This is a genomic window from Amycolatopsis balhimycina FH 1894 (genome assembly GCF_000384295.1).
Lineage (GTDB): Bacteria > Actinomycetota > Actinomycetes > Mycobacteriales > Pseudonocardiaceae > Amycolatopsis > Amycolatopsis balhimycina.
Genome location: NZ_KB913037.1, coordinates 718750 through 733644, shown reverse-complemented (window position 1 = coordinate 733644; position 14895 = coordinate 718750). Strand labels below are relative to the sequence as shown.

Below are 14895 nucleotides of genomic sequence, written 5' to 3'. Positions count from 1 at the left end.
GCGCTTAGTCTGGGAGGGCCGGCGAAGCCGATACGGGGGTTTGACATCGATGTCAGTGCTCTGGGGCGTGTCCTTCGACGCCACCCCGCTGTCCGGGGTCGTGGTGGAGTTCCTCAAGACGGCGCGGCGCTTCGCCGCTCGCGGGCACCGCGTCCACCTCGATCTCGGATACGACATCAAGGCCGACAAGGGCGCCTTCTTCCGGCCCTACCGCGACGAGGCGCAGCTGCTGCCCGGGTGGGTCACCCTCGACCGCGTCGAGGGCGTCGAGGACATCCGTGGGTACGACCGCGAGTTCGTCGACCGGGTGCTCACCCGGATGGTCCAGGCCGGAGACGACACGCTGCGCCCGGAGATCGACCGCGTCGCCGGTGAGCTGGCGACGCGGATCGTGGCCACCTGGGAACGCCTCGGCGTGACCATGGTGATGGTGGAAAACGGGACCCTGCCGGAAAACGTGGCCTACACCGAAGCGCTGTACCGGGCGATCGGCCGCTACGGCGCCCGGCACCGGCTCGGCCGGTTCGTGTTCTGGCGCGACCACGACCTGATGTGGCAGAGCGAACCCGGGATCGCCAAGTACGGCCGGTTCCCGTACACGGGCGTCCCCGCGCCGCGGAACTCCCCGCACATCCACTACTTCGCGCTGCACGAACAGGCTCTGGCGCGGACCCTGGAGTGGGTGCCGGGCCTGCCGAACATCGACGTCCTGCCCAACAGTTTCACGATCGCCCCGGCCCGGATCGACGAGCGCAACGCGGCTTTCCGGCGTGACCACGGCATTCCCGAGGACGTCCCGCTGCTGGCCCGGATCACGCGGATCATCCCGCAGAAGCGCCTCGACCGGGACCTCCACCTCCTGTCCCTGCTGCCGGGAGTGTGGCTGTTCGTCGCCGGCGACGTCGGCGAAGCGCCGGCCGAGCACGCCCGGCTCGCCGGCCTGGCGACGCGGCTCGGCGTGCGCGACCGCGTCGTGTTCGGTGGCTGGCTGACCCCGTACGACACGGCCCTGCCCGGCCGGTACTCCGTGCGCGACCTCCTCGCGCACGCGACGGTCGTGTCGTTCCTGACCTCCTACGACTACGAGAGCTACGGCAACCCGGTCAGCGAGGCGATCGCGTCCGGGACGCCGTACGTGACCAGCGGGTACGAGCTGTACGACGTCGTCTACGGCAGCTTTCGGGCTCCCGTGCTGGACATCCGGGCCCGCGACCTGCCGGACGAGGCGTTCGCCCGCGAAGTCGCCGAGCTGATCACCGACGAAGGGAAGCGGGCGGAAGTGGTGCGGGCGAACTCGGAACTCGGGCAGGCGCGGTTCGGTACGCGGGTCGTCGACGACCTGGTCGACCGGCTGTACCCGCCGCCGATGGGGGCGGGTACGCGGCTGAGCGTCGTGTTGCCGGTGTACAACGAGGCCGCGAACCTCCCGGAGGTGCTGCGGACCCTGCACGACCAGCGCGCCTTGGACAAGAATCTGTACGAGGTCGTGCTCGTCGACAACAACTCCACCGATGACACCGTGGCCATCGCGCACGCCTTCGCGGCCGCGCACCCCGACCTGGCCCTGCACGTGATCCACGAGCCGGAACAGGGCGTTTCGTGCGCCCGGCGGGCCGGGATGGACTTCGCCGCGGCGCGCAGCAGGAACCGGCCCGACAGCGACCCGGGCGATCGGTTCTACCTCGTGTCGGCCGACGCGGACTGCCGCGTCGACGCGCACTGGCTGAGCGAACTGTCCGCCGCGATGGAGTCGAGCAAGGCCGCGATCGGCGTCTGCGACTACTACTACGACGCCGGGCACTTCACCGGGCGGCCACGGCTCTGGGACGCGATCCAGCGGACGCTGCGCTGCCGTGCTGTCACCTTCGCCCTCTTCGGCGGTTTCCCCGACGGCAAGGGCTTCGCCGTCGAGCGCGACGCCTACGAGCGCGCCGGCGGCATCGAGATCTTCTACCAGCTGCAGGACGGCAAGTTCGTCAACCACCTCTCCGACGACTGGGACTTCGGGATCAAGGTCGCCGGCGGCGGCGACGCGATCACCTACGCGCCGCGCTCGCGGGTCGAGATCAACCCGCGGCGCGTCGACCACGCCATCGACGAGGTCATCACCGGCCGGGCCTACGGCTCGGACGGCATCATCGTCATGCGCGACATCCGGCCGTCGGCGCCCTCGGTGCCGGCCGGCCTCGACCTCACCGAAGCGGAAGCCCGGCAGGCGTGGGAGTTCTCGATCAAGGACTTCACCCCGAAGAACACCATCCTGCCGGTGCTGCTGACCCCGGCCCTGCTGGAGGACGACGCCGTCATCGCGTTCTTCGGCGCCGGCCTGGCCGCGCGGCTCGCCCGGCGGATCGCCGAGATCCGCGACGAGATGCGCGTCGCCGACTTCACGCCGATCCACAGCTACAAGACGCCGTCGTACCGGCTGTACTTCGAGTTCGCCGACGAACTGTTCGCGTGCCTGCGGCGGCACGTCGGCGAAGACATCGGCCACCCGCCGCCGCTGCCGCCGTGCCTGGCGGCGGTTCCGGCCGAGCGGTTCGCGGAGTTCGTCCGCTACTACTGCGAGGACCGCGAGTCGGGGGAAGCCCACAACTACTTCGGCAATGGAGGCGTGTTCTGATGACCCTGGGCTACGAAGAGGCAGTCGGCTCGCTGCACGCGATCGATCCCGCGTGGCCGCGGCCCGCCGTGCTCGACGTCCTCGAAGCGCCCGAGAACCGGCACCTCCTCGACTTCGTGCAGGAGGACCCGTTCGGGGCGCACGTGTTCCCGGGCAACGTCCCCGGCTCACCGCCGGAGTTCCTGCGCGACCTGGACGCGCAGCTGGCTCTGTCCTCGGGGCCGATCCACCTGTGGTCCTACATCCCGACCTGCGCCTACCGCTGCCGGTTCTGCCAGTACCCGGTGGTGCTGGTCAAGGGCAAGATCGAGAAGGCGGCGCACTGGGTCGATCTCAACATCGCCGAGGCGCGGCTGTGGCTCGACGCCGTGCCCCACCTGCGCGGCGCCGAGGTCGGGGAGTTCAACGTCTTCGGCGGCACGCCGTCGCTGCTGCCGGAGCCGGAGATCCGCCGCCTGCTGGAGTTCTACCGGTCGAACTTCGGGTTCACCGCCGACACGACGATCCGCTTCGAAGGCGACCCGAGCACGTTCACCCCGGCCAAGCTCGAACTATTGCGGGAACTGGGCTGCACCAAGCTGTCCAGCGGCGTCCAGTCGTTCGACGACCACGTGCTCGAGCTGTGCGGCCGCGAGCACACGGCGTCGATGTGCGTCGACTTCGTCCGCAACGCGACCGCGGCGGGGTTCGAGTGGGTCAGCATCGACCTGATGTACGGCCTGCTCGACCAGACCCTCGACAGCGTCCGGCGCGACCTCGACGTCGTGCTGGAGAACGAGGTGACCGCGGTGGTGTGCACGAAGCTGCACCTGGCCTCCTACAGCGACACCCGCACCGGCGTGACCGGTGAGAAGCCCGCGGCGTGGCAGTTGCCCGCGTACCGGGACAAGCTGGTGCGCGACGGCCACCGCTGGCCTGCGCTCGGTGAGCAGTACCAGATGCGGGAACTGCTCACCGAGGGCCTGCGCGCGGCGGGCTACACCGAGCACCCGACGATGTACTTCGCGCGCGACGGCCTCGGACCCGAGAAGTGGAAGTCCATCATGGTCGACCAGGACAAGCAGGAACCCGAGGTGGCGATCGGGCTGGGCGGCAGTTCGAGCTGCCGCGCGTCCGAGGCGATCACCGACGTGAACTCCCGCCGCTACACCGAAACCGTGCTGTCCGGCTGGATCCCGCTGGGGTCGGCGACGCGGTTCACGGCCGAGGCGCAGGAGGCCCGGGCCGTCAAGATGGCGCTGACGACGTTGCAGCCGCTGCGGGATTCCCTGCACACCGCGCGGTTCCCCGGGCGTTCGCTGTTCAAGGAACCGTGGCTGGGCAAGTTCCGTTCGCTGGCTTCGCGAGGCCTCGTGCGGGTGCGGCCGGACGACGGCGTGGTCGAGCTGACGCCGCCGGGGGAGACGCTGGTGGAGGCGATCATCACCACGGAACTCTGAAGATCACTACATCGGGTGACGGCTGTCTCGCGAGGAGCGACCGGGGCGGGCAGCATGGGCTCGGACGTCCCGTACCGAGATCGGAGCCCGGATGAGCCGAACCGTCGCCGGACTGCTCGCCGGCGCTGTCGTGACGGTGGTCCTCGCCACCCCGGCCGAAGCGGCGCCCGCGGACTACTCGCTGGCGGCCGCGAACTACGCGGGCACGCAGATCGCGGCGCACGAAGGCGTGCAGGGGAGCGTCCGCGCCGACCCGGCGGGGCAGACGCTCGGGCACGACGTCAGCGGTCACCAGGGCGTCGTCGACTGGCCCGCCGCGGCCGGCGCCGGCGCGAAGTTCACCTACGTCAAGGCGACCGAGGGCACGGGATTCGTCAACCCCCGGTTCGGTCCGCAGTACGACGGCGCGCACGCGGCGGGCATGATCCGCGGCGCCTACCACTTCGCCCGCCCGGACGTCTCGGGCGGCGCGCAGCAGGCGGAGTACTTCCTCGCCCACGGCGGCGGCTGGCGCTCCGACGGGACGACGCTGCCGGGCGCGCTGGACATCGAGTACAACCCGTACGGCGAAGTCTGTTACGGCAAGAGCCCGGCCGACATGACGGCCTGGATCGCGGATTTCACGCGCACGTACCTGGCGAAGGTCAAGCGCAGCGCGCTGATCTACACGAGCACGGCGTGGTGGAAGCGCTGCACGGGCAACACCGGCCGGTTCGGGAACACGAACCCGCTGTGGCTGGCCCGGTACGCCCCGGCGATCGGCGAGCTGCCGGCGGGCTGGGCGAAACAGGCCATCTGGCAGTTCGCGCGCGACGGCGGCCTGCCGGGGGACCAGAACTACTACAACGGCCCGCTCGGCCGCGTCCAGGCCTTGGCGAAGGGCCCCCGCTAAAGCCGTAGCCGCAGGTCGGGCCACGGCGGCCGGTGCACCATGGCGAGGCCGGCGAGGGTCGCGGCGACCAGCCCGATGCCCACCGCCAGCAGGGCGACGCGGGTGGCGTCCACCGCCGGTTCCCACTTGGCCTGGCCGTCACGGACCGCGAACACCCCGACCGGCCGGTGGACCGGGATCACCGTCGTCCCGTCCGGGGTTTCGTAAGGATCGCCGAAGATGCGGGGTTCGGTCATGCTCGCCATCGAACCGAAAAGCGCCGCCGCTGACAAGATCGGACAAAACCTTGTCGCCTCCGTGACCGGGTGCTTACGATCGGTCGAGGTCTTCGTGGTTTGTCCTCTGTGGACCGAGGAGGCACCGTGCGCAGGATCGCCGTTCTCGCTGCGGTTTCTTTCGCCGCGGCCGTCGTCGTCTCCGCTCCGGGCGCCGCAGGGGCCCCGCGGGCCTGGTTCACGTCGTGGGCGCAGTCGCAGGACGGCCGGGCCGACACCGCGGTCACCGGCCGGTCGCTGCGGATGATCACCCACCTCAGCCAGGGCGGCGACGCCGTGCGCGTCCGGTTCCAGAACACGTTCGGCACCGGGCCGCTGGCCATCGGGCACGCGACCGCCGGGCCGAGCGCGGGCGGCGCCGCGGTCACGGAGGTGCGCGACCTGACCTTCGGCGGGCGCCTCGCCGTCACGATCCCGGTGGGCGGCGAGGTCTGGAGCGACGAGACGAGACTCGCGACGGGCCCGGATTCCGACCTCGCGGTCAGCATGTCGGTCGAGGGCACCGCCGTGCCCGGCCGGCACGGCGCCGCGCTGCGCGACAACTACCTCACCCCGCCGGGTTCGGAGGACCACACCGCCGACGTCGCGGGCGGGGCTTTCACGTCGACGGTCGGCTCGACGTACGTCGTCAGCGCCGTCGACGTGCACAACACCGCGTTGCGGGGCACGGTCGTGCCGTTCGGCAGCTCGGTCGTCGACGGCATCGGCAGCACCAACTGCGGCCCGGGCTGCACCCAGCTCGGCGCGAACCGGCGGTGGACCGACGACCTGGCGCGGCGGATGGTCGCCTCGTCCACGCAGCTCGCCGTCGCCAACGCCGGCGTCTCGGGCACGACGAGCGCCCGGTCGTGTCCCGGCATGCCGCCGTCGGCCGCGGGCCTGGACGCTTCGAGCCGGCTGGACCGGGACGTGCTGGCGCTGCACGGCGTCACGGCCGTCATCTACTACTACGGCACGAACGACCTGGCGTACGACTGCGACGCGGCGACGATCCTCGACAGCTACCGCGCGGTGTTCGCGCGGCTGCGGGCGGCCGGGATCCCGGTGTACGTCACGCCGAGCACGCCACGGCCGGGGTACGGCGACCAGGCCAACCTGGCCCGGCACGAGATCGCCCTGTTCGTCCAGCGCTGGAACACCTGCGGCGGCACGTGTTCCGGCGTCGTGGATTTCGCCACGGTGCTGGCGGATCCCCTGCAGCCGAACAGCATCCTGCCGGCGTACGACAACGGCGACGGCATCCACGCGAACGCCGCCGGCCAGCAGGCGCTCGCAGACTTCGTCTCGCTGCCGATGCTCGCCCGATCCGGGCCGGTTCTCCACACGATGGGGTGACCGGGCGAGTCGGAACGGGGGAACTGTGCCCGCCGGTCCGCAGAGTACGTCGGGTGATGAACGAGTCGATGGACGACGCCGGGTGCTGCCTGCTGTCGGTCGCCTGGAACGTCGTCCCGCCGGCCGAAGGGCAGCCCGGCTCCCGTCGCGGCGATCTGCGGCGCACGGTGGTGGCCGTGTGCCGGACCGCCGGCCACGGCGCCCGGGACTGGGCCGCGCGGTACGGGGCAGGCACCGAAACCGAGTACCGGCCGTTCCTGCAGCTCGCCGACGTCGCCTACGAGATCGCGACGCTCCTGCTGCTCGTGGAGGACTTCCTGGTGCCGGACCTGGAACGGGAGCACCGCCGCTGGGCGGAGATCGAGGAGCTGGCGTCACGGATGACGGAGCTGGCCGAGTGGACGGCGGCTTTCCTCTTGTCAGGCGCATCCTTACGGCTGTAAGGTCGCCCCTGACAAGGAGGTTTTCCATGGGTACTGCGGTGATTGCCCGTTGTTCGTTCTGCGCGAAGCCGAACACGGAGGTGGAGACACTCATCGGCGGGCCGGGGGTGTTCATTTGCGACGGCTGCGTCCAGCTGTGCGTGACGGCGATCGACGGAAAGCCCGCCGACGCGCCGCTCATCGCACCGTGGGAGCACGACCTGCCGTTGGAGCAGGTGCTGTCGAACCTGGGTCCGGTATCGGCGGCGAGCACCCAGGTGCAGCAGAACCTGGCGGCGTGGGTGGCGAAGGCCCGCGCCCTGGGTGGCACGTGGTCGCAGATCGGCGAGGCCCTGGGGATGACACGCCAGTCGGCGTGGGAGCGGTTCGCCTAGGGTTTGACACCCACACCGGCGTAGAAGCGGACTTCGTGCGCGAACCTCGTCTCCCGCAGCAAACTCGGGGCAGTCCCACCGTGTCGAGGCCGCGAAGGCCGGTTGCGCGTGTCGTGGCCGGACTCGGCGTTGCCCGTCGGAGCTGAGCGCCGGGTAGTGGCGGCGGCACTCTCCTGCGTCGGCCCGCCCGATGGGGCAGACTCTGCGCCGCTTCGTTGACGCCCGTCTCGGGCGGCGCGCAGGCTGGAGCCCGGCTGTCTGGGAACAGGACGATTCCGGCTCGACGTCCGGCGGTGTCGAACGCACCGCGGGACGGTCGCGCCACGGACCCGGGGGATTTCCGTTGGCGAGCACGAAACTGGACGCGGCACTGGCCTCCCGGGTGCACGGTGCCCGGGCCCGGGTCGCGGAGGAGCTGCCGGAGCGAGTCCGGGTGCTCGTGCACGTCACCGGCGACCTGCACGCGGTGGAAGAGGCCGGCCTGTGGGTGGAGCTGGTCGCCGGCCCGGTGGTCACGGGCACGATCGCCGTCGACGACCTCGAAGCGGTTGCCGAGCTGCCGGATGTCGCCTACGTGAGCAGCGACCGGATTCGCCTTTCGCACCTCAACAAGAGCGTGCCCGCGATGCACGGCGACGCCGCTCGCACCATCCCGCCCGGATTCAGCGGCAAGGGCGTCGTCGTCGGCGTCGTCGACTCCGGGATCGACATCTTCCACGGTTCGTTCCGCACCCCGTCGACCGGGAAGACCCGCATCCACTCACTGCTCGATCTCACGCAGCGGCACACGATGGCGGTGACCGGCACCGGCACCGGGAACCCCGTCGGGCTGCGGTGGCGGCCACCGCCGCTGCCCCACGAAAAGGTGCCGTCGGGCCCGGCGAACACCACCGCCCCGCTGCCCCTGACCGCGACCAAGGAGCAGGTGCAGGCGGCCCTGCTGGCGGCGTTCCCCTCCATCAAGGCCGAGGACATCGAAGTGACCGGTGGTCCGTGGCCGGGGACTGCCATCGTCGTCGATTTCGTGGGGAAGTACGCGCCCAACGTCTACGACACCGGGCGGATCGCTTCGTTCGTGCCGACCGGCACGGGCGCGTCCGGCATCAGCATCATCCGGGGCCGGGAGTTCGTCCGTGAGGAGATCGACCTCGGGCTGAGCCTGCCGATCCAGCCGTACCTTTCCCGGGACGTCGACGGGCACGGCACGCACGTCGCGGGGATCGCCGCCGGCAACGGGGCGCAGAAGGGCAACTGCCACGGCGCCGGCCGCTACGTCGGGGTCGCGCCGGAGGCCGACCTGATCATCGTGCGCCGGACCGGCTTCGACAGCGACATCCTGCGGGGCGTCAAGTACATCTTCGACACGGCCGCGGCGCTGGGCAAACCGGCCGTGGTGAACATGAGCTTCGGCAACAACCTCGGTCCGCACGATGGCACCGACACCCTCGACATCGGGCTGGACGGGCAGCTGACCGGCACGACGAAGCGGATGATCGTGACTTCCGCCGGCAACGACGGCGCGGTGCTGGACCCGGTGAATCCGGTGGTGGGCGGGGCGCTCTACCCAGCCGGCGGCGGTGTGCACGCGCGCAAGACGGTGCCGGCGCACACCGCGGCGAACGCGCCGGTGACCGTCCGGGTCGTCGTCGCGACGACTGACGATCGAGCGGACAAGGAAGACGACTTCCTCGATCTCTGGTACCCGGGTGCCGGCCAGCTCGACGTGGACCTGGTGGCGCCGGGGAACGCGGGCTCGTTCGGCCGGACCGGGCTGACCGGACAGACCGCCAAGCCCGTCGCCGGTCACCCGGTGACCATCCAGTCGGTGCGCAACGCCTCACCCAAGGGCACCCACCTGATCAGGATCACCATCGCGCCGAGGGCGGGCAGCACGATCGCCATGGGCGAGTGGACGGTCAAGCTGTGGGAGACGGCCGGCACGGCGACGATCTTCGACTGCTGGATCCCGGTGACGACCGAGGACGTCCACCCCCGGTTCCACCTCGAAGACCAGGTCCGCACCCGGACCGTGCACTCGCCGGGAACCGCGAACCTGCCCATCACGGTCGGCGCGTACAACCCCGACGACCATCAGGTCGCCGAGACGTCGGCGCGGGGATCGACGGCCGACGGCCGGACCAAGCCGGAGCTGTGCGCCCCGGGAGTGGACATCACCTCGGCGCTGAACCGCGGGGAGAGCTCCGGCGGCAGCTGGTGCGAGTGCTGCTACGACTTCTACCAGACCGAATCGGGCACCAGCCAGGCCGCGCCGCACGTCACCGGCGTGGTGGCGCTGATGTTCGAGATGAACCCGAACCTGAGCCACGCGCAGGTCAAGGACTTCCTGCAGCGGACGTGCGACCCGCCGGACCCGAACCCCCATCTCCCCAACGGCGAGGACGGGTACGGCTTCGGGCTCGTGAACGCCGAAAAGGCCGTGAAGGCGGCGAAACCGCAGGCCGTGAGCCTTGGCGGCGAGCCGATCGTGCTCTCGCCCGCCGCGTACTTCCCCGTCGCCGGGCGGGCGCGGCGGCTGCGGGACCGGGTGGGGCGCAGCCCGGAGGGCCGGCTGATCGCGGCGCTGGTGTCCGAGCACGTGGATGAGGTCCGGCGCCTGATCGACACCGACCGCCGGGTTCTGGTGGCCTGGCACCGCATGCACGGGCCGGTGCTGCTGCGGCTGCTGGTCAGCGACGTCGACCGGGACGTGCCGGTGCCGGTGCGGCTCGGCGGCAGGCCGGTGGCCGAAGGGCTCGCCCGGTTCCTCGACGCGCTGGCCCGGGCCGGCAGCCCCGCGCTGCGGGCGGCGGTGGCCGAACACCGCGAAGGGGTGCTCGGCCTGCCGGGCAGGTGGTTTCCCCCGGCGGACGACGCGAAGGCGAGCTGATGGCGGCGAAGGCGGGCACCCTCGAACTGCTGGCCAGGGAGATCGCGTCCGCGTTGCGGCCGCTGGAGCAGCACCTCGCCGAGAGCACGCGCGAAGAGTTCCTCGAACGGCTCGGGCTGCGCCTGCCGGGCGGGCTCGGGGCGGCCGGCGGCGCCATCGGCGCGGTCGTAGTGCAGGCCGGCGGCCTCGCCCCGCTCATCGGGCGGCTCGTGGACGCCGTCGGCGGCGGGGACGTCAAGCAGGTCGCGGACGCGGGTGTGGCCCTGCTCGGCGCGATCCGCACGACGCTCGACGCGATCACCGCGCTCGGACCCGCCCTCGACGCGGCGGTCGCCGCGGCGGGCAGCCTGACCGACGCCCAGCGAGCGCGCCTGCGCGCCGAAGTGGCGCAACTGCCGAAGCGGCTGGTGGACTTCGTCCTGCTCGGCTACCTCGAAGGCAAGGGCCCGGGTGTCGTCGACTTCCTCACCCTCACCGGGATCGTCCAGAGCGAGCCCGTTCTCCTCGACAGCGCCGACCCCACGGTGGTGCCGGTCCGCCGGAAGGCGATCCGGTTCGACCGGCTGATCGCGGCGCTGACCGACCCGCCGGGCTGGCTGCGGGACATCTTCGACTTCGGCAACGCGACCTTCGACGGCTCGAAACTGTTCAGCGCGATCGGGGCGTACTTCGCGGGGCGCGACATCCCCTACGTCCAGCTCGCGCCGCCTGGCGGGGCGCCGGTGCTGGACGCCTACGTGCTCCGGCTCGCCGCCGACCGCGCGAGCCTGCCGCCGTCCATCACCGCCCGGCTGCGCCTGCCGCTCGCCGGCGACCTCGTCGAGAAGATCCCGCTGACTCCCTTGTGGACGGTCGTCGTCGAGGTGCACGGCCGGTACGACGAGGGCCTGACCGCGCGGATCGTCCCGCCGTTCGGGTTCGAGCTGCTTCCGGCGACCGGCGAGCTGCACGTGGACGCGTCCGTCGGGCTGGAGGCGAAGGGGACCGAGCCCATCGTCCTCATCGGACGGACCGGCTCGTCGCGGCTGGAGTTCACCCGGTTCGCCGTCGCGCTGGGCCTCGAAGCGGACGGGACGACCGCCGGCGCGGTCTCCGCCGAACCGTCGGCCCGGATGGTCCTCGAAGGCGGGCACGTGCTCGTCGACCTGTCCGAAGGGGACGGTTTCCTCCGCACGATCACCGGCGGCGGCCGGTTCGAAGCCGGGTTCGACGTGCAGGCGCGGTGGACGCCGTCCGGTGGCCTGCAGCTCGGCGGCAGCGGGGGCGTCGACCTCGCCCTGCCGATCCACGTCGACCTCGGGCCCGTCGAGATCACCACGCTGTACCTGAGCGCCGGCGTCGCGGACGGCGGGGTCCCGATCGAGATCTCCGGCGGCTTCACCGCCTCGCTCGGGCCGATCTCCGCGACGGTCGACCGGGTCGGCGTCGTCGCCGTGACGAGGTTCCCCGCCGGGGGCGGCAACCTCGGCCCGCTGGACCTGGGGTTCCGGTTCAAGGCCCCGAGCGGGATCGGGCTCGTCGTGGACGCCGGCGTCGTCACCGGTGGCGGGTTCCTGTCCTACGACGAGAAGACCCGCGAGTACGCCGGCGCGCTGGAGCTGCGGTTCGCGGGGTTCCTCGAGCTGAAGGCGATCGGGCTGATCAGCACCAGGATGCCCGACGGCTCCGACGGCTTCTCCCTGCTCGCGGTGATCACCACCGAGTTCCCCGGCGGGCTGCAGCTCGGGCTCGGCTTCACCCTGCTCGGGGTCGGCGGCGTGCTCGGGCTGCACCGCCGGATGAACCTCGACGCGCTGGTCGAGGGCGTGCACAGCGGCGCCATCGAATCCGTGATGTTCCCCCGCGACGTCGTCGCGAACGCCCCGCGCATCCTGTCCGACCTGCGGGCCTTCTTCCCGCCGGAGCAGGGCACCTTCCTGGTCGGGCCGATGGCGAAGATCGGCTGGGGCACCCCGGCCCTGGTCACCGTCTCGCTCGCGGTCATCGTCGAGATCCCCGGCGACATCGCCATCCTCGGCGTGCTCCGGTGCGTGCTGCCCGAGGAGCACCTGCCGCTGCTGGTGCTGCAGGTGAACTTCGTCGGCGCGATCGAGTTCGGCAAGCAGCGCCTGTGGTTCTACGCGGAGCTGTTCGACTCCCACATCCTGTCCGTCACCATCTCGGGCGGCATGGGGCTGCTCATCGGCTGGGGCGACGACGCCGACCTCGTGCTGTCGGTGGGCGGGTTCCACCCGTCGTTCTCGCCGCCGCAGCTGCCGTTCCCCGTGCCGCAGCGGATCTGTGTCGACATCCTCAACCAGCCCGGCGAGCGGATCAGTGTCTCCGGCTACTTCGCCGTCACCAGCAACACCGTCCAGTTCGGCGCCGCGGCCGAGCTCGTGCTCGGGTTCGACGACTTCGGCATCAACGGCCACCTCAGCTTCGACGCGCTGTTCCAGTTCTCGCCGTTCGCCTTCGTCATCGAGATCTCGGCCGGGGTGACGCTCAAGGCGTTCGGCGTCGGCCTGTTCGGCATCGACCTGCGGTTCCAGCTGTCCGGCCCGGCGCCGTGGCGCGCCCGCGGCAGCGGGTCGATCTCCCTGCTGTTCTTCGAGATCTCGGCCGACTTCGACATCTCCTGGGGCTCGAAGGACAACCCCACCCTGCCGCCCATCGCCGTGCTGCCGCTGCTGGCGGGCGAACTCGGCAAGCAGGAGGGGTGGCAGACCCGGCTGCCGACCGGTGGCACCAACCCGCTGGTCACGCTGCGCCCGCTCGACGACACCGACCAGCTCGTGCTGCACCCGCTCGGCACGTTGTTCATCCGCCAGCGCGCGATCCCGCTGAACGTCACGGTCGACAAGGTCGGGGCGCAGCGCCCGGCGGACGGCAAGCGGTTCACCGTCACCCCGGCCGGCGGCTTGCGGCGGGTCTCGACCACCAGCGACAAGTTCGCGATGGCCCAGTTCCAGAACATGGACGACGCGGCCAAGCTGTCGCGGCCCGCCTTCGAGAACCAGGACGCCGGCCTCGAGCTCGCCGCCGCGGACCAGCGGCTGCTGTCGACGCGGGCCGCCCGGCGCAGCGCGCGGTACGAGATGATCGTCACCGACAGCAAGGTGCGGAAGGCGCACCAGGCCGGCGCCGCCGTCGCGGAAGCGGAGGTGGCAGCGGCGGCGGCGCCGACGAAACGGCTCTACCGGCCGAGCTCCGGGGTGTTCACGAAGCTGCTCGACGGCAGCAGCACCGCGCGGTCCCCGCTGTCCCGGCAGGAAGCCGCGCAGCGGCAGCCGTTCCCGGCGGAGCAGACCGTGCGGCTGCCCGGGCAGCGGTTCGTGATCGCCCAGCAGCGCAACAACAGCCAGGCGTTCGCGCCCACCACCGGCGGCCCGGTCCCCAGCGGCACGGAAGCCGTCTTCGGCAGCAGGACCGCTGCCGAGGACGCGCTCGCCGGCTGGGTGCGCGCGGACGCCCGGCTCGCCGGCACGCTCCACGTCCTGCCCGGCACCGAGGCCGCGGGCACGCCCGCGCGTCACGGGACCTGGTCGAGCGCCGGGCCGCTGCCCGCGGCGACCGCCTTCGGCCCGGGTACCGAAGTGCTGCTCCGCACCGGGAAGGTCCTCGTCGCCGGCGGGCGCGACGGGACAGGCCAGGCCATCGCCGCCACCGCGGTGTTCGACCCGGTGCCGGGCACCTGGACCGCGGCGGGGCAGCTGGGCCACGCCCGCGACGGGCACACCGTGAGCCTCCTGCCGGACGGGACCGTGCTGGCCGTCGGCGGCCGCGCCGCGGCCGCGCCGGACGGCCTGGCGAGTGCCGAGCGCTACGACCCGGTCGCCGCGGCGTGGACCCCGGCGGCCCACCAGCCCGCCACGGCCAGGTACGGGCACACGGCCACGGTGCTCGCCTCGGGCGACGTGCTGGTCACCGGCGGGATCGGGGCGCACGGCCGCTCACTGTCCACTGTGGAGCTGTACCGGGCGCGGACCGGCGCGTGGGAGCCGGACCGCAAGCCGATGACCGACCGCAGGCACGGGCACCGGGCGGTGCTCGTCGACGGCGGCCGGGTCCTGGTCGCCGGCGGCGCGGTGGCGACCGGCGAGGACGAGGTGCCCACGGCCCTCTGCGAGCTCTACGACCCGGAGACCGGCTCGTGGACACCGACCGGCAGCATGACGACCCCCCGCGCCGGGCACCAGGTGACACCGCTGCCCGGCGGCGCGGTGCTCGTCACCGGCGGCGACGGCCCGGTGACCACCGCCGGCGGCCGCGTCCGGCTGTCCGCTGTGGACAGTGCGGAACGCTACGACCCGCACACGGGGCAGTGGACGACCGTGGCGCGCATGCCCGCCGGCCGCACCCGCCACCGGGCCCTGCCGCTGCCGGACGGCCAGGTCGCCGTGATCGGCGGCGCCGCCACCGTCCCGGCCGCGGGCTACCGCTCGGTGGTCACCTACGACCCGAGGACCGGCGCCTGGGCCGGCGTCGGCGCCCTCGCCACCGGCCGATGGGACTTCGCGGCCGTCGCGCTGGCCGACGGGCGGGTCCTCGTCGCCGGCGGCCACGCCCGCGCCGGGGCCTCGGCGGCGAGCGGCACCGCCACGGCGACGAACCAGACCGAGATCCTCACCCCGTGACACCCACGAAG

At 72.1% G+C, this 14895-nt stretch carries 9 protein-coding genes; 8 read left to right on the top strand and 1 reads right to left on the bottom strand.

Features of this window, described 5'->3' with window-relative positions; translation table 11 throughout:
• The first annotated feature begins 49 nt into the window (after positions 1 to 49).
• From A3CE_RS0102430 to A3CE_RS0102420, 3 genes are all read left to right on the top strand, one after another.
• Positions 50 to 2623 (top strand): glycosyltransferase, encoded by a 2574-nt coding sequence (locus A3CE_RS0102430; protein ID WP_245589412.1) that lies wholly within the window; start codon positions 50 to 52, stop codon positions 2621 to 2623.
• The gene (locus A3CE_RS0102425) at positions 2623 to 4062 is read left to right on the top strand and encodes a radical SAM protein (RefSeq protein ID WP_020638476.1); all 1440 of its coding nucleotides are present in this window, start codon (positions 2623 to 2625) and stop codon (positions 4060 to 4062) included. The genes A3CE_RS0102430 and A3CE_RS0102425 overlap by 1 nt, the downstream gene beginning before the upstream one ends.
• A 91-nt stretch (positions 4063 to 4153) precedes the next feature.
• Positions 4154 to 4954, top strand: coding sequence for a GH25 family lysozyme (locus A3CE_RS0102420; protein ID WP_020638475.1), 801 nt, complete (start codon positions 4154 to 4156; stop codon positions 4952 to 4954).
• Here A3CE_RS0102420 and A3CE_RS0102415 read toward each other — a convergent pair.
• Entirely contained in the window at positions 4951 to 5190 is a 240-nt protein-coding gene (locus A3CE_RS0102415) for a hypothetical protein (protein WP_084642027.1), read from the bottom strand. The genes A3CE_RS0102420 and A3CE_RS0102415 overlap by 4 nt on opposite strands.
• 126 nt (positions 5191 to 5316) lie before the next feature.
• Here A3CE_RS0102415 and A3CE_RS0102410 point away from each other — a divergent pair, with 126 nt between their 5' ends.
• The 5 genes from A3CE_RS0102410 (at position 5317) to A3CE_RS49830 (ending at position 14884) form a co-directional block, all read left to right on the top strand.
• Complete coding sequence (locus tag A3CE_RS0102410; RefSeq protein WP_020638473.1) at positions 5317 to 6564, top strand: GDSL-type esterase/lipase family protein; 1248 nt, start codon at positions 5317 to 5319, stop codon at positions 6562 to 6564.
• Positions 6565 to 6620: 56 nt separating this feature from the next.
• Positions 6621 to 7007, top strand: coding sequence for a hypothetical protein (locus A3CE_RS0102405; RefSeq protein ID WP_020638472.1), 387 nt, complete (start codon positions 6621 to 6623; stop codon positions 7005 to 7007).
• 26 nt (positions 7008 to 7033) lie between these two features.
• Positions 7034 to 7381: a ClpX C4-type zinc finger protein gene (locus A3CE_RS0102400; protein WP_084641195.1), complete on the top strand. Its 348-nt coding sequence runs from the start codon at positions 7034 to 7036 to the stop codon at positions 7379 to 7381.
• Between the two features lie 343 nt (positions 7382 to 7724).
• Complete coding sequence (locus tag A3CE_RS0102395) at positions 7725 to 10268, top strand: S8 family serine peptidase (RefSeq protein WP_020638470.1); 2544 nt, start codon at positions 7725 to 7727, stop codon at positions 10266 to 10268.
• Positions 10268 to 14884 (top strand): DUF6603 domain-containing protein, encoded by a 4617-nt coding sequence (locus A3CE_RS49830; protein WP_125591957.1) that lies wholly within the window; start codon positions 10268 to 10270, stop codon positions 14882 to 14884. The genes A3CE_RS0102395 and A3CE_RS49830 overlap by 1 nt, the downstream gene beginning before the upstream one ends.
• Positions 14885 to 14895 lie beyond the last annotated feature (11 nt).

Coding starts and splice junctions, on each gene's coding strand:
- A3CE_RS0102425 (WP_020638476.1), top strand. CDS start 2,623: ATGACCCTGGGCTACGAAGAGGCAGTCGGCTCGCTGCACGCGATCGAT.
- A3CE_RS0102405 (WP_020638472.1), top strand. CDS start 6,621: ATGAACGAGTCGATGGACGACGCCGGGTGCTGCCTGCTGTCGGTCGCC.
- A3CE_RS49830 (WP_125591957.1), top strand. CDS start 10,268: ATGGCGGCGAAGGCGGGCACCCTCGAACTGCTGGCCAGGGAGATCGCG.
- A3CE_RS0102400 (WP_084641195.1), top strand. CDS start 7,034: ATGGGTACTGCGGTGATTGCCCGTTGTTCGTTCTGCGCGAAGCCGAAC.
- A3CE_RS0102430 (WP_245589412.1), top strand. CDS start 50: ATGTCAGTGCTCTGGGGCGTGTCCTTCGACGCCACCCCGCTGTCCGGG.
- A3CE_RS0102420 (WP_020638475.1), top strand. CDS start 4,154: ATGAGCCGAACCGTCGCCGGACTGCTCGCCGGCGCTGTCGTGACGGTG.
- A3CE_RS0102415 (WP_084642027.1), bottom strand. CDS start 5,190: ATGACCGAACCCCGCATCTTCGGCGATCCTTACGAAACCCCGGACGGG.